We start from the raw sequence: 18049 nt of genomic DNA, 5'->3' as shown, positions 1-18049 counted from the left end.
CTCCGTCCTGCCGTGGTGGTCGGTCAGAAGTGGTACGGGAAGGCGGACCAGTCCGGGTCGCGCTTCTGCAGGAACGCGTCCCGGCCCTCCACGGCCTCGTCCGTCATGTAGGCCATGCGCGTGGCCTCGCCGGCGAAGACCTGCTGGCCGGCCATGCCGTCGTCGGGAAGGTTGAACGCGAACTTGAGCATGCGCAGGGCCTGCGGGGACTGACGGTTGATGTCCGCGGCGTACTCGAGGGCGACCTCCTCGAGGCGCTCGTGGTCCACCGCCTCGTTGACGGCGCCCATGGCCACCATCTCCTCGGCCGAGTACTCGCGGGCGGTGAAGAAGATCTCGCGGGCGCGCTTCTGGCCCACCTGCCGGGCGAGCAGGGCCGAGCCGTAGCCGGCGTCGAAGGAGCCCACGGTGGCGTCCGTCTGCTTGAACTTCCCGTGCTCGCGCGAGGCGAGGGTGAGGTCCGCGACCACGTGGAGCGAGTGGCCGCCGCCGGCCGCCCAGCCGTTCACGACGGCGATGATCGCCTTGGGGGAGGTGCGCATCAGGCGCTGGACCTCGAGGATGTGGAGGCGTCCGGCGCGGGCCGGGTCGATGGTCTCGGCCGTCTCCCCCTCGGCGTAGCGGTAGCCGTCGCGGCCGCGGATGCGCTGGTCGCCGCCGGAGCAGAAGGCGTGCCCGCCGTCCTTGGGGGAGGGGCCGTTGCCGGTGAGCAGCACCGTGCCGACGTCCGGGGTCATGCGGGCGTGGTCGAGGGCGCGGTAGAGCTCGTCCACGGTGCCGGGCCGGAACGCGTTGCGGACCTCGGGGCGGTCGAAGGCGATGCGCACCGTCGGCAGGTCGCGCACCCAGCGGCCGTCGGCGTCGCGCTCCACCTGGCGGTGGTAGGTCAGGTCCTCGAAGTCGAAGCCCTCGACCACGCGCCAGCGCGTGGGGTCGAAGACGTCGGAGACCTGCTCAGGCAGGCGGTCGCGGTCGGGGCGGGCGGCGTCGGGCTGCGGGGTGCTCATGGGGCCCGAGTCTAGGCCCGCCGGGCGAGGCGGGGGTGAGCCGCCCGCCTCGCCCGGCGGGCCAGACAATTCGGTCGTTCCAGGGCCGTTCTGACAGCAGTACTCTCTGGTTCGCGCGCGGTGCACCAGCGCATCGACGGGTGCGCGGGCTGACGGAGGGCCCACCCAGGCTCAGTCGATCCGCGCCGTCGCCCCCAGCGCCGTCAGCAGGAACGCGTACTCCCACGCGGTGTCCTCCCAGCCCTGGTACCGGCCGGACGCGCCGCCGTGGCCGCCGTCCATCTCGGTGCGCAGCAGGATCGGGGCGCCGCCCTCGGCCAGGGGCGTGGCCTGGTCGCTCGTCACCGTCCGCCGCAGCTGGGCCACCCACTTGGCCGGCTCGACGTAGTGCACGCGGGTGTCGTTCAGGCTCGTCACGGCCGCGATCGCCGGGTAGTCCACCGCCCGCACGTTCTCGTACGGGGTGTAGGCGCGCATGGCCTCGTACACGGCCGCGTCCTCGATCGGGTTGCCCCACTCCTCCCACTCGAGCGCGGACAGCGGCAGCTCCGGGTCGAGGATGGTGGTGAGCGCATCCACGAACGGCACCACCGCCAGGCACGCCCGGTACAGCTCCGGCGCGAGGTTCAGTACCGCGCCCATGAGCAGGCCGCCGGCCGAGCCGCCCATGCAGGCCACACGCGCCGGGTCCGCCCAGCCGAGGTCCACGAGGTGCCGGGTGGCGTCCACGAAGTCCGTGAAGGAGTGCCGCTTGGCCAGCTTCTTGCCGTCCTCGTACCAGCGCCGGCCCAGTTCGCCGCCGCCGCGCACGTGCGCGACCGCGAACACCACGCCCCGGTCCAGCAGGGACAGCCGGGCCACACCCAGCACGGGGTCCATGGACATCTCGTAGGAGCCGTAGCCGTACACCACGCACGGGGCCGTCCCGTCCGGCTTCACGTCGCGGCGCCGGATCACGGTGACGGGGATCCGCACGTCCTCCCCGGTCACCGACGACGGCTCGGACGCCGGCGCCCACACGCGCTCGGCCACGTAGTCGGCCGGGTCGTAGCCGGGCACCTCCGTCTCGCGGCGCAGGTGCACCTCGCCCGTCGCCGCCGAGACGTCCAGCACGCGCGCGGGCGTGATCCAGGACGTGTAGGCCAGCCGCAGGAACGGGGACTCGGCCGCCGTCGCGGACAGATGGCACGCGTAGAGCTCCTCGTCGAACGCGGGCTCGCGCCAGTGCGCGGCCTGCCCGGCCAGCACGGCGTCCAGCTCGGTGACGACGACGCGCGGGGTCGTCTCCCGGCGCACGGCCAGGGCGGCGTGGGTCAGGGTGACCATGACACCGTCGACCTTCACGTCCTCGCGGTGCGGCACGACGGTGCGCCAGGCGCCGCGGTCGGCGACGTCCGCCTCGGCGACCACCGAGAGCATCCCGTTGGGCGCGGCGACGGGGGCGCCGTCGTCGTCCAGGGCGCGGTCGTGGACCACGAGCAGCCGGCGGACGCCGTCGGCGTCGGTGACGGGCTCGACGTCGGCGAGCATCCGCCACGCGCGGGGGATCAGCACGCGCGGGGCGGGCAGGGGTGCGGCGGGGTCCTCCGGCAGGTCGACCACGAGGGTCTCGGAGACCTCCGAGTTGCCGACGCCGATCAGCAGCTGGGTGCGGTCGGCCACGCCCTCGAAGCCGGTCCACATGCCCGGGTCGGCCTCCTCGTGCAGGATCACGTCCTCGGCCGGGTCGGTGCCGAGCACGTGGGCCTTGACCTGGTACGGCCGCCACGAGTCGTCCCACACGGTGTAGAACACGCGGGTGCCCGAGCGGTCGAAGCGGACGCCGTGGGCCACGTTCTCGACCGCGTCCGGCAGGTCCTCGCCCGTGGCGATCTCGCGCACGCGCAGGGTGAAGCGCTCGTCGCCGGTGTGGTCCACGGCGTAGGCCACCCGGGTGGCGTCCGGGCTGATGTGCAGGCCGCCGAGCGCGAAGAACGGGTGGCCCTCGGCCTCGGCGTTGCCGTCCAGGATCACCTGCTCGCCCGGCAGGGCGGCGTCCGGGGTGATGACGGGCGGGGTCCAGTCGGCCTCGAGGTCGCCGGTGTCGCGTGCGGGCACGCGGCAGTGGATCGGGTACTCGGCGCCCTCGCGGGTGCGCACGAAGTACCACCACCCGTCCCGGCGGGCGGGCACGGAGCGGTCCGTCTCCACCGTGCGGGCCTTGATCTCGCCGACGATCGCCTCGCGCAGCGGCGCCTGGTCCGCGGTCACGGCCTCGGTGTACGCGTTCTCGGCGGCCAGGTGCTCGAGCACGCGGGGCTCCGCCTTGCCGCGCAGCCACTCGAAGTCGTCCTGGAACGTGTGGCCGTGGTGGCGGCGGGTCACGGGCTCGGCGGAGGCGGACGGCGGGACGGGGGCGTGCGACGTGGTCTGGGGCATGCGGCCCATCCCATCACGCCGCGCGGGGCGGGGCCGACACCCCGCGCCGCACACGGCGACGGCGGCGCACCGGTCCGGTGCGCCGCCGTCGGGGGTGGCGGGTCAGTTCAGGCCGAGCGCCGCCCGGACCACGCCGAGCCCGAAGTACGCGACGAACGCGAGCGCCACGAACCACAGCAGCGGGTGCACCTCGCGGCCGCGGCCCTGGCCCGTGCGGATCACCGCGTAGGCCACCACGCCGGCGCCGATGCCGTTGACGATCGAGTAGGTGAACGGCATGAGGATGAACGTGAGGAACGCGGGGAAGGCCGCGCCCGGGTCGGACCAGTCGATCTGCACCACGTGCTGGCACATCATGAACCCGACCACCACGAGCGCGGGGGCCACGGCCTCGAACGGCACGAGGTGGATGAGCGGGGAGAGGAACACGGCCGCGAGGAAGAACAGGCCGGTGAACACGGAGGCCAGGCCGGTCCGGGCGCCCTCGCCGATGCCGGTGCCGGACTCCACGAAGATCTGGTGCGCCGAGCCGGAGGCGCCGCCGCCCACGGCGACCGCGAGCGCGTCCGCGGCGAGCACCCGGTTCAGGTCGGGGATGGAGCCGTCCGGGTTCACGGTGCCGGCCTCGCGGGCCAGGCCCACGGAGACGCCCATCGCGTCGAAGAACACGGAGAGCAGGATCGCGAACACGAGCAGGGAGGCCATCAGCCCGCCCACGGAGGTGAAGGCGCCGAACAGGTCCACGCTGCCGAGCAGGTGCAGGTCCGGGGCGGTCCACTCGGGCAGGGAGGGGGCGATCAGGGACCAGCCGGTGGGCACGGCGTTCCCGTCGGCGTCCACGGAGGGGCCGATGTGGAACACGGCCTCCAGCACGTTGGCGAGGATCGTCGCCGCGACGATGCCGATCAGGATGGCGCCGCGCACCTTGCGGATCACGAGGACCGCGGTCAGCAGCAGCCCGACGACGAAGACCAGCACGGGCCAGCCCTCGAGCTCGCCGCCCGTGCCCAGGCCCACCGGGACCGTGGTGTCGGCGGCGTCCGGCAGCCGCCGCACGAACCCGGCGTTGACGAGGCCGATCAGCGCGATGAACAGGCCGATGCCCACCACGATGCCGGACTTCAGCGACTCCGGGACCGCGTCGAACACGGCGCGTCGGAAGCCGGTCACCACGAGCAGCAGCATCACGAGACCGGCGAGGGTGACGAGGCCCATCAGCTGGGGCCAGGTGAGTCCCGGTGTCGTGGCGATGGTGATGGAGACGAACGCGGAGACGCCCAGGCCCGCGGCCACCGCGAACGGGTGCCGCGCCCACACGCCCATGACGATGGTCATGACGCCCGCCACGAGCGCGGTCACGGCGGCCACGGCGGGGATGCCCAGGGTGTTCCCGGCCGAGTCGGGCCCGGACAGGATCAGCGGGTTCAGCACCACGATGTAGCTCATCGCCAGGAACGTGGCGAGGCCGCCGCGGAACTCCTGGCCCACCGACGAGCCGCGTTCGGTGATGCGGAAGTACCGGTCCAGGGCGCCGCGGGGAGCGGCGGGGGACGGGGCGGGCGAGGGCGGCGGAGAGGCGGTGCGGGAGGCCATGGCACCAGCGTAGTGACCCGGTCCCCCGACGATGGCGCGCGTGCGGTCCCGCTACGCTCGCGGGCATGCGTCCCCGCTCCGCCTCCGCCGCCCGCACCCGGGAGGCGCTGCGCGACGCCGTGCAGATCTACGCCCCCTCCACCGTCTACGCCGTCGGCCTGGGCGCGATGACGCCCGCGCTCGCGGTGGCGGCGCTGGCCCTCGGCCTGGACACGGCGCGGGCGGCCGCCGTCGTGCTGCTGGTGGGGCTCGGCTCGCTCGTGGCCAACGGGCCGGCCTCGGCGCTCGCGGCCCGGGCGGGGGAGCGGGTCACCATGGTCGTCTCCGCCGTGCTCGGCACGGCGGGCGCGGGCCTGGCCTGGGCGACGACGGCCGGGGTGTCCTCCGGGCCGTCGGCGGCGGGGGTGGCCGAGCCGGGGCGGCTGGCGCTGTTCCTGGCCGCGGTGCTCGCCGTGGGCATGGCCGGGGCCGGGTTCAACCTGGCCCGCCAGGCGTACCTGGCGGTGGCGGTGCCGGCCACGCACCGGGCCCGCGCGATGTCCACGCTCGGCGGGACCGTGCGGATCGGGACCTTCCTGGGCCCGTTCCTCGGCGCCGCCGCGCAGGCCCCGCTCGGGCTGGACGGCGCGTTCGCCGCGGCGGCCGCGGCCATGGCCGTCGGCGCCCTGCTGTGCCTGCGGATCCGGGATCTGCCGGTGCCGGCGTCCGGTCCGGCGGCGGGGGAGCAGCCCGCCCCGGCCGGTCGACCCCGGCTGCTGGACGTGGCGCGCGCCCGGCGGGGGGCGCTGCTCACGGCCGGCTTCGGTGTCGTGGCCGTCTCCGCCGCCCGCGCGGCGCGCAACGCCGTCATCCCGCTGTGGGCCACGCACCTGGGCCTGGACGCGGCGACGGCGTCGCTCGTCTTCGGCCTGGCCGGCGCGGCGGACCTGCTGCTCTTCTACCCCTCGGGCCGGCTCATGGACCGCTTCGGCCGGCGCGCCGTGGCGGTGCCGTGCCTGACCCTGCTGGGGGCGGGGTTCCTGGCGATCAGCCTCACCCGGGAGCCGACGGCGTTCGCGGCGGCGGCGGTGCTGCTGGGCATCGGCAACGGCTTCGGCGCGGGGATCGTGATGACCCTCGGGGCGGACCACTCGCCGCCGAACGCGCGCGCCCCGTTCCTCGGTCTGTGGCGCTCGATGTCCGACGCGGGGATGCTCGCCGGGCCGCTGCTGCTCTCCGGGGCGACCGCCGCGGCCGGGCTGGCCGTCGGCGTCGGCTCCCTCGCGGTCGTCTGCGGTCTCGGAGCGGTCGTGTTCGCCGCGGTGCTGCCGCGCGGGCCGGGGGCCGTGGCGGACCCGCCGCCCGTCGTCGTGCGCTCGCGCTGACCGGGGCGTCGGGCCGTCGGCTCAGTCGGCGGTCTCGTCCGGGGGGATGGTCTGCCCGGAGGCCTGGTCGTCGAAGACCATGTACGTCTGCGTGTCGACGACGCTCGGCAGGGTCTGCAGTTCGTCGAAGATCACGCGGCGCAGGTCGGCGGTGTCCCGCGCGCGGACCAGCAGGATCACGTCCATGTTCCCGCCCACGAGGGAGACGTGGGAGACCTCGGGGATGGCCAGGAGCGTGGCGCGCAGCTCTCGCCAGTCGTGCTGACGCAGCTTCATGGTCACGTGGGCGGAGGCCCCGAAGCCGACCTTGACGGGGTCGACCCGCACGGTGAAGCCTGTGATCACGCCCGCGTCCTGCAGGCGGTTCAGACGCGAGTAGCAGTGCGCGCGGGAGATGTGCACGCGCTCGGCCAGGGCCGCGACGGACATCCGCCCGTCCTGCGTCAGTTCGCGGACGATCGCGCGGTCCACGCGGTCCAGCGGCTCGGCGGCCATGGCTCCTCCTGGGGCGGGGCGGACGGGGTCGGCCACGCGGCGGCGGACCGTCTACGTGGCACGAGTCACCATAGCAGTTCGTCCGATGGAGTGCCTGGTTTGCACCCGATTGTCTCGTGATCACGGGCGAGCGCGCGACACATTGATCCTCTTGGGCACACTGAAGGCCACAGATCGAGAGGACCCGCCATGAGTGACCCCACCCCCGCCGTGCCCGGGGCCGTCCGGACCGACGAGGCCGAGACCCGCCCGAACGCCGGCGCCGCCTTCGGCATCTCCCTCGAGGAGTACCTGCTCCCCGCCGCCCGCCGCATCCAGCTGATCGGCGAGGACGGCACCCTGCTGGCCCCGGAGGAGCAGGGCACCGAGCCCGGCCACGAGTATCCCCTGCCCTCCGACGACGAGCTGCTGGCCGCCTACCGCCACCTCGTCATCGGCCGCCGCGTCAACGACCAGGCCTACGCCCTGGTGCGCCAGGGCCGCATGGCCGTCTACCCGTCCTCGCACGGCCAGGAGGCCTCCGAGGTCGCCGCCGCCGTCTGCCTGGGCGAGGACGACTGGCTGTTCCCGACCTACCGCGACACCGTGGCCGTGATCGCCCGCGGCGTCCCGCCGCTCGAGGTGATGGTGGCCTACCAGGGCACCTGGCATCAGGGCTACGACCCCCAGAAGCACCACGTCTCCATCCAGTCCACGCCCCTGACCACCCAGATGCTGCACGCCGTCGGGATGGCCAAGGCCGCCCGCCTGCGCGGCGAGGAGGTCGTGTGCCTGGCCATGGTCGGCGACGGCGGCACCTCCGAGGGCGACTTCCACGAGGCGCTGAACTTCGCGGCCGTGTTCAAGCTGCCGGTGATCTTCTTCGTGCAGAACAACAAGTTCGCCATCTCCGTGCCGTTCGCCAAGCAGTCGGCCGCCCCGTCCCTGGCCCACAAGGCCGTGGGCTACGGCCTGGCCGGCGAGCGCGTGGACGGCAACGACCTCGGCGCCCTGCTGGCCGTGCTGGGCCGCGCCGTGGAGCTGTGCCGGCAGGGCCAGGGCCCCTTCCTCGTGGAGGCGGACACCTACCGCATGCAGGCGCACACCAACACGGACGACCCCTCGCGCTACCGCGACGACGCCGAGGTGAAGGAGTGGGAGGCGCGCGACCCGCTGCGCCGCATGACCGCCTACCTCGAGTCCACCGGCGCCCTCACCGAGGAGGTCTCGGCCCAGATCGCCCGCGACGCCGAGGACGTCGCGCAGCAGCTGCGTGACGCCATGAACGCCGAGACGGAGCTCGATCCGCTCGAGCTGTTCGACCACGTCTACTCCGTGCAGACCCCGCAGCTCGCCGCCCAGCGCGCGCAGCTGGCCGAGGAGCTGTCCCGTTCCGAGAACCAGGAGGCCTGAGCATGGCGACCCTGACCTTCGCCGCCGCGCTCAACGCGGCGCTGGCCGACGAGATGGCCGCCGACGACATGGTGGTGGTGTTCGGCGAGGACGTCGGCACCCTCGGCGGTGTCTTCCGCATCACGGACGGGCTGACCGCGCGCTTCGGTGAGGAGCGCTGCTTCGACACCCCGCTGGCCGAGTCCGGCATCGCGGGCATGGCCGTGGGCATGGCCCTCGGCGGCGCCCGCCCCGTGATCGAGATGCAGTTCGACGCGTTCGCGTACCCGGCCTTCGAGCAGATCGCCTCGCACGTGGCCAAGATGCGCAACCGCACCAAGGGCGCCACGCCCATGCCGATCACCATCCGCATCCCCTACGGCGGCGGCATCGGCGGCGTGGAGCACCACTGCGACTCCTCCGAGTCCTACTACGCGCACACCCCGGGCCTGAAGGTGTACACCCCGGCCTCGGTGAAGGACGCGTACATGATGCTGCGTTCGGCCATCCGTCTGGACGATCCGGTGGTCTTCATGGAGCCCAAGAAGATGTACTGGACCAAGGCCGAGCTCGACCTCGACCAGCTGCGCGAAGAGTTCGAGGAGGGCTGGGCCCGCGTCGAGGACAAGAAGGAGCACGGCGAGGCCTGGGCGCGCGCCGCCGTCGTCCGCGAGGGCACGGACGTCACCCTCGTCTCCTACGGGCCCTCCGTCCCCACCTGCCTCGCCGCCGCCCACGCGGCCGCGGAGGAAGGGCTCTCGGTGGAGGTCGTGGACCTGCGCACCGTGAACCCGCTGGACGAGGACACGATGACCGCCTCGGTCGCCAAGACCGGCCGCGCCGTCGTCGTCGCCGAGCCGCAGGGCTTCGCGTCCGTGGCCTCCGAGCTGGTGGCCCGGATCCAGCAGCGCTGCTTCCACTCGCTGGCGGCGCCCGTGGGCCGCGTGACCGGCTTCGACATCCCGTTCCCCGCGCCGAAGCTCGAGGAGCACCACCTGCCGAACATCGACCGCATCCTGGACGCGATCGACGACCTGAACTGGGACCTGGACGCCGAGGAGGCCCGCGCATGAGCAACACCTTCCTGCTGCCCGACCTGGGCGAGGGCCTGACCGAGGCCGACATCGTCCGCTGGCTCGTCGCCGAGGGCGACACCGTGGCCGTCGACCAGCCCATGGTCGAGGTCGAGACCGCCAAGGCCCTCGTCGAGGTGCCGAGTCCGTACGCCGGCACCGTGCTGACCCTGCACGGCGCCGAGGGCGAGACGATGGACGTCGGCAGCCCGCTGATCACCGTCGGCGAGGCCGGCGAGTCCGGTGAGGGCTCCGCGCCCGTCGCCGGCACCGAGGCCCAGGCCGTCCCGCCTTCGACCGGTGCGGCCGCGGCCGAGGCCGCCCGCCCCGGCGCGCTGAGCTACCGCGAGGAGGAGATGGCCGGGGTCCAGCCGAAGCCGGACAAGGCCCGCGGCGGCGACGGCGACGTCGCCGGCTCCGACGACGAGGCCTCCGGCGCCGTGCTCATCGGCTACGGCACCTCCGGCCACAGGGCCACCTCCCGCAGCCGTCCGTCCAAGCGCGGCCGCGGCGCCGCCCGCCCGACACCGGCCCCCACGGCCGAGGCCGGCGCCCCGCGCGTGGCCTCCCCGATCGTCCGCAAGCTCGCCCGCGAGAAGGGCGTGGACGTGGCCGCGCTGACCGGCACGGGCCCGGACGGCCTGATCACCCGCGCCGACGTGCTCGCCGCGGCCGAGGGCTCCACCCCGCAGACCGCCCCGACCCCGGCCCCGTCGGCCGCGGCCGCCGCGCAGGCGGGCGCCGTGGACGGGCGGACCGGCCTGGCCGTCGTCGCCCGCACCCCGATCTCGGGGGTGCGCAAGGTGATCGCGGACCAGCTCTCCCGCTCGCGCCGCGAGGTCCCGGAGGTCACGGCGTGGCTGGACGTGGACGTCACCGCCCTGCTCGAGCTGCGGGTCGCGCTCAAGGCGAAGGACCCGGAGAACGCGCCCTCGCTGCTCGGCCTGATCGCCCGTTTCACCCTGGCCGGCCTGCGCCGGTACCCGGTGATGAACGCGCGCATCGAGGCCGGGGCGGACGGCCAGGACGAGATCGTGGAGGTCGACGGCGTCCACCTCGGCCTGGCCGTGCAGACCGACCGCGGCCTCATGGTGCCCTCCGTCGAGCACGCGGAGAAGCTGTCCGCGGACGAGCTCACCGCCGCGATCAACGACACCGTCAGCCGTGCCCGCGCGGGCAGGGCCGCCCCGGCCGAGCTCACCCGCGGCACGTTCACGCTGAACAACTACGGCCCGCTGGGCACGGACGGCGCCACGCCGATCATCAACGTGCCCGAGGTCGGGATGCTCGGCATCGGCCGGATCATCGACCGCCCGTGGGTCGTGGACGGGGAGATCGTGGTCCGCAAGGTCACCGAGATGACCGTGACCTTCGACCACCGCGTCACCGACGGCGCCACCGCGAGCGCGTTCCTCACGTTCGTGGCGGACTGCCTCCACGACCCGACGGCGGCCCTCGCCCGGATCTGATCCGGACGATCCCCGCCCGCCCCGACCCCGGACGAGCCCTGCGATGTGGCGGCCATACCTCGCGGAAGGCCGCCACATCGCAGGGCTCGTCGCGTGGTGGGGGTGCGGTGAGCGTGCGGGGAGGGGTCAGTCCGCGCGGCCGCGGCGAAAGGCCGTGCCGAGCGCGCCCCACAGCAGGACCGCGGGGGAGGCGCTGAGCAGGATCCCGGCCGGCTCGGCCGCCGGGTGGGGGCCTGCGCCGCTGGTCGCGGGGGTGTCGAGGGTGAGGGCCAGCAGCGTCAGCCCGGCCGCCAGGCCCGCGACGCCCAGGGACCAGAGCGTGGCCTCCACGCCGCGGGCGCCGCGCGGTACGGGCCGCGGTGCGCCGTCGTACCGGGCGAACGGCACGGCGAGCAGGCCCCAGGCGGCGGACACGAGCGCCGCGGCGGCCATGTCCGACGGCCGGTGCCAGGCCTCCGTGTAGGCGACGGCGCCGGTGCAGGAGCTCACCACGGCGCCGAGGACGGTGGTGAGAGGTCGCCACCGGGCGGGCACGAGCAGCAGCGCGGCCACCGCGGCGCCCGTCGCGAGCGTCATGTGGCCCGAGGGCAGTGAGTTGCCGCCGGACCACGGGACCCCGTCGGCGTGCTCGGGCCGCGGAAGCGCCGCCTTGAGCAGCTGCGTGGTGAGGTTGGACCCGGCCAGCACGAGGAGGGCGAGCAGCCCCCGCCGCCGCCACCGGGCCACGGCGAGCGCGCCGAGCGAGGCCAGCGCCATGCCGACCGCCAACGCGAGCGGCAGGATCCGCACCACCTGGGAGGTCACGTCCGGCACGGTGTCCGCGTAGCGCTCCTCGACGGCGCGGAACACCTGGTACTCGAGCACCTGGCCGGCGGAGGACCACACCAGGGCGGCGTAGACCAGCACGACGCCGGCCACGCACGCGGCCAGCGCCAGCCACCACGTCCACGAGGGGAGGCGGCGGGGGGCGCGGGCGGTGGGGGGCATGGGTTCCATTGTGTCGGACGCGCAGCCGTCATGCAGGCTTCATCGGACGGTCACGCCCCCGTCGCCGTCCCGTCCTCCGCGCCCCTGAGCCGCCTGCCTAGCCTGGGGCCATGACCCGCGTGCCCCCCGCCCACGGACATCGCCCGGCCCTCCGCGACTCCACCGGCTCGGCTCACGGCCCGGGCGTCGAGCCGGGCGCCCGGCCCCGTCTCTCGGCCGAGGACCTGCTGGCCGCCCGGGACGCCCTGGCCCCCTTCGGCCGGCTGAGCCGGCAGGAGCCCATCGAGTGGGCCGCCGAGGAGCCCCTCGCCCCGGACCTGGCCGACTTCTACCGCTACGTGGGACCGGAGTGGCTGGAGATCGACACCCTCGGCCTGCCCGTGATGTTCTTCCCGCTGGACCGCCTGTGGGACGAGCAGGCCGGCTACCGGTGGAACCCCCGAACCGGTGCGCTGCTGGTGGACTGGAACGACGACTGGACCGTGGTGGCCAAGCAGGGCGCCGACCCGTTCATCCACGCGGCCTCCACCGGCCAGGTGCTCATGGCCCCGGGAGACGAGGGCTGGGAGGACCGCCTGGACGAGCCGCGACCGGTCTTCCAGGACCTCACCGAGATGACCCGCGCGCTCGCGGCCGTGGGCACGGCGTGGGCGCGCTTCGACGACCCGTTCACCGCCGACTGGCATCTCACCGAGGAGGTGACGGCCGCCGTCGTCGCCGGCCTGGAGGGGGTGCTCGGCGCCCACGACCGCGCCGTGGACCTGGCCCGAGCCCTCGGCTACCTCCGCGCCGTCTGAGCGTCGGCGCCGACACAGACAGTCCCACCCCGCCGGCGCCCGTCGGAACGGGAGCCGAGCGCCCTTCCTACACTGGCCGCATGAGCACCGCCCCCGCCCTGCCCCCGCTGCCCGGCGCGCCGGGCGGTCCCGCCCTGCCGAGCGTCGAGGAGCTGCTGGCCGACGCCGTCGCGGTCGCCCTGCCGATGCGCGTGCGGTTCCGCGGCACGGACCTCCGTCACGCTCTGCTGCTGCGCGGCCCGGCGGGCTGGGCCGAGTTCTCCCCGTTCCCGGAGTACGGTCCGCACGAGTGCGCCGCGTGGCTGGCCGCCGCGATCGAGGCCGGCTGGCAGGGCTGGCCCGGCCCGGTCCGCCAGACCGTCCCCGTCAACGCCACCGTGCCCGCGGTGGCCGCGGACGACGTCGAGGCCGTCCTGGCCCGCTACGGCGACGGCATCACCGCGGTCAAGGTCAAGGTGGCCGAGCACGGACCCGAGGGCGGTCTCGTCCCCGGCGGCCGCGAGGCCGACCTGGCCCGCGTGCGGCGGGTGCGCGCGCTGCTGCCCCACGCGCAGGTCCGCGTCGACGCCAACGCCGGCTGGACGCCCGCCGAGGCCGTCGACGTGCTCACCGCGCTGGCCGACGTCGGCCTCGAGTACGCGGAGCAGCCCGTGCCCGGCATCACCGCCCTCGCGGAGGTCCGCGCGGAGCTGCGCGCCCGGGGCGTCCCCACCCCGATCGCCGCGGACGAGGCGGTCCGCAAGGCCGAGGACCCGCTCGCCGTCGCGGCCGCCGGGGCCGCGGACCTGATCGTGGTGAAGGTCCAGCCGCTCGGGGGCGTGCGCCGCGCCGCGGCGATCGTGGCGGCCGCGGGGCTGCCCGCGGTGGTCTCCTCCGCGCTGGACACCTCCGTGGGCATCGCCGGCGGCGCCGCGCTTGCCGCCTGCCTGCCGTCCCTGCCGCACGCGTGCGGGCTCGGCACCGCGGCCCTCTTCGAGCACGACGTCGTCGCCCCGGCCTGGCGCCCGCGCGCGGGGGCCCTCCCGGCACCGGGGGAGCGGGCACCCGCCCCCGACCCGGAGCTGCTCGACCGCATCCGGGCGGACGGGACGCGGCAGGCGTGGTGGGCCGACCGCCTGCGCGCGGCCCACGCGGTGCTGGCCGCGCAGGGCTGACGAGCCCGCCCGGTCCCCGTCGACGCGGGGCATGTGAGCCGGATTACAGCATGTCGACGGGGCGAAATCCGGCGGCCGGGAAGAGTTCAACTCGCGGCCACCTGGGCGTGGCTCGCCGCTCGGAGCGAGGGGCCAAGGTGATGGCGGCCCCGGCCGGTCTCACCCCGGGGTCGTCTCCGGCCCGGCACCGGACCCCGGACCATCCCCACGACGCGAAGGACCCCGTCATGCTGAAGCGCCTCCTCCCCATGGCCGGCCACACCCGTGGCAACCGCTCCGCCGTCACGTGCGAGCTCAAGTGCGGCAACGCGTGCGCCCACCCGGTGCCCAACACCTCGGCGAACCCGACCTTCCAGCAGATCGCGGAGACCGCCATCTCGCGCCGCTCCGCCCTGGTCGGCGGCACCGGTCTCGCCGCCGCCGTCGTCATCGGCTCCCAGGTGGCCCAGGCCCCCGAGGCGCTCGCGGACAACGGCCGGCGCCCGACCGGCGGCGGCAAGCTCCCCTTCGAGCCCATCGCGCCGGTGAGCCGCACCGTGGACACCATGACCGTGCCGGAGGGCTACGACTGGGGCACCGTGATCCGCTGGGGCGACCCGCTGTTCGCCGACTCCCCGGAGTTCGACATCGAGCACCAGACCGGTGCGTCGCAGGCCGCCCAGTTCGGCTACAACAACGACTACCTGAACATCATCACCGACGGCGGCAACGACCGCTCCGGCTACCTCGTCTCCAACCACGAGTACACCAACGAGAACATCATGTTCTCCCCGGAGTACATCGCCTCGAACTTCGAGGACGTCGTCAACGTCGGCCTCCAGGCCCACGGCCTGTCCATCGTGGACCTCAAGCGCGCCAAGCGCGGCGCCCCGTGGGAGTACGTCCGCGGCGGCCGCCGCAACCGCCGCATCACCGGCACCACCGAGTTCGAGGTCCGCGGCCCGGCCGCCGGCCACGCGCTGCTCAAGACCGTCGAGGACCCGACCGGCACCCGCGTGCTGGGCACCCTGAACAACTGCGCCGGCGGCACCACCCCGTGGGGCACCGTGCTCTCCGGCGAGGAGAACTTCAACCAGTACTTCAAGGGCCGCGGCACGGCCGAGGAGAAGCGCTACGGCATCTCCGCCGCCGCCACCAGCCGCGGCTGGGAGAAGGTCCACGACCGCTTCGACCTGACCAAGCCCGGCTACGAGAACGAGGCCAACCGCTTCGGCTGGGTCGTCGAGATCGACCCCGAGGACCCGACCTCCACGCCCGTGAAGCACACCCTCCTGGGCCGCTTCAAGCACGAGGCCGGCACCGCCGTGATCTCCCCGTCCGGCCACGCCGTGGTCTACTCCGGCGACGACGAGCGCCACGACTACCTGTACAAGTTCGTCTCCGCCGAGAAGGTCCGCGAGGGCGACAAGAAGCACAACATGCGCCTGATGGACAAGGGCACCCTCTACGTGGCCAAGTTCTCCGGCGACTCCCCGGCCGCCCAGATCGACGGCAGGGGCACCCTGCCCTCGGACGGCGCCTTCGACGGCTCCGGCGAGTGGATCGCCCTGGCCGACGAGAAGACGTCCTTCGTCCCGGGCATGTCCCTGGCCGAGGTCCTCGTCTACACCCGCCTCGCGGCAGACAAGATGGGCGCCACCAAGATGGACCGCCCGGAGGACGTCGAGACCAACCCGGTCACCGGCAAGGTCTACGCGGCCCTGACCAACAACACCAAGCGCACCGCCGTGGACGAGGCCAACCCGGTCATCGGCAACCGCGACGGCCACGTCATCGAGATCACCGAGCGGGGCGGGGATCACACCTCCACCACCTTCACCTGGGTCATCCTGCTGCTCGCCGGCGACCCGGCGGTCTCCTCCTCGGCCTACTTCGCCGGCTACCCGAAGGAGAAGGTCTCCCCGATCTCCTGCCCGGACAACCTGGCGTTCGACTCCGAGGGCAACCTCTGGATCTCCACCGACGGCCAGCCCGGCACCATCGGCTACGCCGACGCGCTGCACAAGGTCACCCTCGACGGCGCCGAGCGCGGCCGCGTCCAGCAGTTCCTCGCCGTCCCCCGCGACGCCGAGACCTGCGGCCCCGTGATCCACGACCGCGACAACTCCGTGTTCGTCAACGTCCAGCACCCGGGCGAGGACGGCACCTGGGGCGCGCACACCTCCTCCTTCCCGGACTTCCTGAGCCCGACCGGCCCGGTCCAGGTGGGCGACAAGGTCGCGGCCCCGCGTCCGTGCGTCGTCCAGGTGTTCAACGCCACCGGGAACAACGGCATCGGCAAGGGCGCCGGCAAGGAGAAGGGCAACAAGGGCAAGGGCAACGGCAACGGCAACGGCAAGGGCAACGGCAAGGGCAACGGCAACGGCAAGGGCCCGAAGGGCTGACCCCCGCCTCCGCGAGGACCCTCGACGAGGCCGTCACGGCCGGCGCCACCGCGTCACCGTGGCGGCCTCGCCGCGTCCGGGGCCCGTCCGCGCCCGGGCCTAGACTGGTGGCCACCATGACCTCCGTCGACTCCCTCTCCGTGGCGCGCGCCGTCGCCACCGCCCTGATCGACGCCGGCATGCGGGACGCGGTGGTCTGCCCCGGCTCCCGCTCCGCCCCGCTGGCCTACGCGCTCGCGGCCCTCGAGCGCGCCGGCGAGGTCCGCCTGCACGTGCGGGTGGACGAGCGCTCGGCCGGCTTCCTCGCCCACGGGCTCTCGCTGGCCTCGGGGCGCCCGGTGGGCGTGCTGACCACCTCGGGCACCGCCGTCGGGAACCTGCTGCCCGCCCTGATGGAGTCCATCCACGCCGGCACGCGCGTGATCGCGCTGACCGCGGATCGTCCGCCCGAGCTGCACGGCACCGGCGCGAACCAGACCACGGACCAGAGGGGCGTGTTCGGCACGCACGTCCGCCATGCCGCCTCCCTCGGCTGCGACGCCGCCGACGGCGTGGATGCCGAGCAGCATCTGCGCCACGTGCGGGCCACCGTGCGCCGGGCCCTGCTGGCGGCCGAGGGGGTCGTCGCCGAGGCCGGTTCCGACGACGGCGCGCCCGGTCCGGTGACGATGGCAGAGGCCCCGGCCGGGCCGGTCCACCTGAACCTGCACTTCCGCGACCCGCTCGTGCCGAGTCCTGAGGAGGCGGCCGCCATGGGCGCCGCCGCGGCGCCGCACACCCCTGCTCCGGCCGTCGCCCCGACCGGCGCGAGCCCGGCCGCCGCCGCGTCGGCCTACCGGGCGCCCGGGGCGGTGCTCTCGGGGCTGCCCGAGCTGGACGTCGCCCGCCTGGACCAGCGGCGCACCGTCGTGCTGGCCTGCCACGGCGCCGGCCCCGTGGCCGCGGCCTTCGCGCTGTCCCTGGGCCTGCCCCTGCTGGCCGAGCCGTCGTCGAACGCGCGGTTCTCCGCCAACGCCATCGCCGCCTATCCGCTCCTGCTGGGCGCGGCCGGCGGGCGCGACGCGGACGCACACCCCCTTGCCGCCCGCATCGAACGGGTCGTGCTGTTCGGCCGGCCCACGCTCACCCGGACGGTCAACGCCCTGCTGGCCCGCCCCGACGTCGCCACGGCCCTGCACGCCCCCGAGCCCGCACCATGGTTCGAGCCGGGCCGGCGCCGGGAGACGCCCGTGGAGACCCTCGAGGAGCTCGCCGCCTTCGCCGGGCAGGGCGAGCCCGGCTGGCTCGCCGCGTGGCAGCACGCCTCGATGCGCGCCCAGGCCGCCGTGGAGGACGCGCTCGTCACCACCGACGCCGGCGACCGGCTCAGCCCGCAGACGGTGGCGCACGTGAGCGCCGCCATGGTCCGGGGTCCGCTCGTGCTGGGCTCGTCCTCGGTGATCCGGGACGTGGACCTGACCTGGCGGCCCCCCTCGGCGCCGGACGCGGAGGTGTACGCCAACCGCGGGCTCGCCGGGATCGACGGGACCGTCTCCACGGCCGCGGGCGTCGCACTGGCGCGCGGACGGCGGACCGTGGCCCTGCTCGGCGACCTCACCGCCCTGCACGAGGCGGGCGGCCTGCTCGTGGGCCCCACCGAGACCGAGCCGGACCTCGACCTCGTGGTCGTCAACGACGACGGCGGGGCGATCTTCGCGAGCCTCGAACACGGGGCCGTGGCCGAGGCGCCCGGCATGGCGGACCCCGTCGAACGGCTCTTCGGCACCCCGCACGGCGTGGACCTGGCCGCCCTGGCCGCCGCGTACGGCCTCCCGCACACGCGGGTCACCGACCGCGTCGACCTCGTCCGGGCCCTGTCCGACCCGGTGCGCGGCCGGCGTCTGCTCGAGGTCCGCTGCGACCGCGCCGACCGCCCGCGCGTCGCCGCCGCCCTGGCC

General features: G+C 74.7%; 13 protein-coding genes. 8 read left to right on the top strand and 5 right to left on the bottom strand.

Annotated features, from left to right (window positions below):
• Positions 1 to 23: 23 nt before the first annotated feature.
• The 3 genes from ACZ1IK_RS00980 to ACZ1IK_RS00970 all read right to left on the bottom strand — a co-directional run bounded on the left by ACZ1IK_RS00980 (position 24) and on the right by ACZ1IK_RS00970 (position 5018).
• The gene (locus ACZ1IK_RS00980) at positions 24 to 1007 is read right to left on the bottom strand and encodes a 1,4-dihydroxy-2-naphthoyl-CoA synthase (RefSeq protein WP_020627259.1); all 984 of its coding nucleotides are present in this window, start codon (positions 1005 to 1007) and stop codon (positions 24 to 26) included.
• A 171-nt stretch (positions 1008 to 1178) separates the two neighbouring features.
• Positions 1179 to 3425: a S9 family peptidase gene (locus ACZ1IK_RS00975; RefSeq protein WP_063189996.1), complete on the bottom strand. Its 2247-nt coding sequence runs from the start codon at positions 3423 to 3425 to the stop codon at positions 1179 to 1181.
• 102 nt (positions 3426 to 3527) lie between these two features.
• On the bottom strand, positions 3528 to 5018 hold the full coding sequence (locus ACZ1IK_RS00970; RefSeq protein WP_465098221.1) for an NCS2 family permease: 1491 nt from the start codon (positions 5016 to 5018) through the stop codon (positions 3528 to 3530).
• 65 nt (positions 5019 to 5083) lie between these two features.
• On the opposite strand from ACZ1IK_RS00970, the gene ACZ1IK_RS00965 reads away from it, so the two are divergent.
• Positions 5084 to 6382: an MFS transporter gene (locus tag ACZ1IK_RS00965; RefSeq protein WP_465098220.1), complete on the top strand. Its 1299-nt coding sequence runs from the start codon at positions 5084 to 5086 to the stop codon at positions 6380 to 6382.
• A 21-nt stretch (positions 6383 to 6403) separates the two neighbouring features.
• Here ACZ1IK_RS00965 and ACZ1IK_RS00960 read toward each other — a convergent pair whose 3' ends face one another.
• Positions 6404 to 6877: an Lrp/AsnC family transcriptional regulator gene (locus tag ACZ1IK_RS00960; protein ID WP_036316705.1), complete on the bottom strand. Its 474-nt coding sequence runs from the start codon at positions 6875 to 6877 to the stop codon at positions 6404 to 6406.
• Between the two features lie 189 nt (positions 6878 to 7066).
• Here ACZ1IK_RS00960 and ACZ1IK_RS00955 point away from each other — a divergent pair, with 189 nt between their 5' ends.
• Genes ACZ1IK_RS00955 through ACZ1IK_RS00945 form a run of 3 tightly spaced genes read left to right on the top strand, consistent with a single transcriptional unit; the run spans position 7067 to position 10790 of the window.
• On the top strand, positions 7067 to 8269 hold the full coding sequence (locus ACZ1IK_RS00955) for a thiamine pyrophosphate-dependent enzyme (protein WP_465098219.1): 1203 nt from the start codon (positions 7067 to 7069) through the stop codon (positions 8267 to 8269).
• Between the two features lie 2 nt (positions 8270 to 8271).
• Positions 8272 to 9321 carry an alpha-ketoacid dehydrogenase subunit beta gene (locus tag ACZ1IK_RS00950; protein WP_041104052.1) on the top strand — a complete coding sequence of 350 codons (1050 nt, stop codon included), beginning with the start codon at positions 8272 to 8274 and terminating at the stop codon, positions 9319 to 9321.
• Positions 9318 to 10790, top strand: a complete 1473-nt coding sequence (locus tag ACZ1IK_RS00945) for a dihydrolipoamide acetyltransferase family protein (RefSeq protein ID WP_041104054.1) — start codon at positions 9318 to 9320, stop codon at positions 10788 to 10790. The genes ACZ1IK_RS00950 and ACZ1IK_RS00945 overlap by 4 nt, the downstream gene beginning before the upstream one ends.
• A gap of 126 nt (positions 10791 to 10916) precedes the next feature.
• Here the strand turns inward: ACZ1IK_RS00945 and ACZ1IK_RS00940 are convergent, their stop codons facing one another.
• Positions 10917 to 11777 (bottom strand): phosphatase PAP2 family protein, encoded by an 861-nt coding sequence (locus ACZ1IK_RS00940; protein WP_041104931.1) that lies wholly within the window; start codon positions 11775 to 11777, stop codon positions 10917 to 10919.
• A 110-nt stretch (positions 11778 to 11887) separates the two neighbouring features.
• Between ACZ1IK_RS00940 and ACZ1IK_RS00935 the strand changes: the two genes are divergently transcribed.
• The 4 genes from ACZ1IK_RS00935 to menD form a co-directional block, all read left to right on the top strand.
• Complete coding sequence (locus ACZ1IK_RS00935) at positions 11888 to 12574, top strand: hypothetical protein (RefSeq protein ID WP_041104933.1); 687 nt, start codon at positions 11888 to 11890, stop codon at positions 12572 to 12574.
• An 80-nt stretch (positions 12575 to 12654) separates the two neighbouring features.
• Positions 12655 to 13728, top strand: a complete 1074-nt coding sequence (locus ACZ1IK_RS00930) for an o-succinylbenzoate synthase (protein WP_036318002.1) — start codon at positions 12655 to 12657, stop codon at positions 13726 to 13728.
• Positions 13729 to 13955: 227 nt separating this feature from the next.
• Positions 13956 to 16112 (top strand): PhoX family protein, encoded by a 2157-nt coding sequence (locus tag ACZ1IK_RS00925; protein WP_170721456.1) that lies wholly within the window; start codon positions 13956 to 13958, stop codon positions 16110 to 16112.
• 116 nt (positions 16113 to 16228) lie between these two features.
• Positions 16229 to 18049 (top strand): 2-succinyl-5-enolpyruvyl-6-hydroxy-3-cyclohexene-1-carboxylic-acid synthase (menD, locus tag ACZ1IK_RS00920; protein WP_170748268.1); only part of this gene is annotated, 1821 nt, incomplete at its 3' end.

Source organism: Micrococcus sp. CS26 (assembly GCF_055522295.1).
Note: the sequence above shows the minus strand (reverse complement) of the source record. Positions and strands in the feature narration are given on the sequence as shown.

Coding starts and splice junctions, on each gene's coding strand:
- ACZ1IK_RS00940 (WP_041104931.1), bottom strand. CDS start 11,777: ATGCCCCCCACCGCCCGCGCCCCCCGCCGCCTCCCCTCGTGGACGTGG.
- ACZ1IK_RS00960 (WP_036316705.1), bottom strand. CDS start 6,877: ATGGCCGCCGAGCCGCTGGACCGCGTGGACCGCGCGATCGTCCGCGAA.
- ACZ1IK_RS00965 (WP_465098220.1), top strand. CDS start 5,084: ATGCGTCCCCGCTCCGCCTCCGCCGCCCGCACCCGGGAGGCGCTGCGC.
- ACZ1IK_RS00925 (WP_170721456.1), top strand. CDS start 13,956: ATGCTGAAGCGCCTCCTCCCCATGGCCGGCCACACCCGTGGCAACCGC.
- ACZ1IK_RS00970 (WP_465098221.1), bottom strand. CDS start 5,018: ATGGCCTCCCGCACCGCCTCTCCGCCGCCCTCGCCCGCCCCGTCCCCC.
- ACZ1IK_RS00980 (WP_020627259.1), bottom strand. CDS start 1,007: ATGAGCACCCCGCAGCCCGACGCCGCCCGCCCCGACCGCGACCGCCTG.
- ACZ1IK_RS00930 (WP_036318002.1), top strand. CDS start 12,655: ATGAGCACCGCCCCCGCCCTGCCCCCGCTGCCCGGCGCGCCGGGCGGT.
- ACZ1IK_RS00950 (WP_041104052.1), top strand. CDS start 8,272: ATGGCGACCCTGACCTTCGCCGCCGCGCTCAACGCGGCGCTGGCCGAC.
- ACZ1IK_RS00955 (WP_465098219.1), top strand. CDS start 7,067: ATGAGTGACCCCACCCCCGCCGTGCCCGGGGCCGTCCGGACCGACGAG.
- ACZ1IK_RS00945 (WP_041104054.1), top strand. CDS start 9,318: ATGAGCAACACCTTCCTGCTGCCCGACCTGGGCGAGGGCCTGACCGAG.
- ACZ1IK_RS00935 (WP_041104933.1), top strand. CDS start 11,888: ATGACCCGCGTGCCCCCCGCCCACGGACATCGCCCGGCCCTCCGCGAC.
- ACZ1IK_RS00975 (WP_063189996.1), bottom strand. CDS start 3,425: ATGCCCCAGACCACGTCGCACGCCCCCGTCCCGCCGTCCGCCTCCGCC.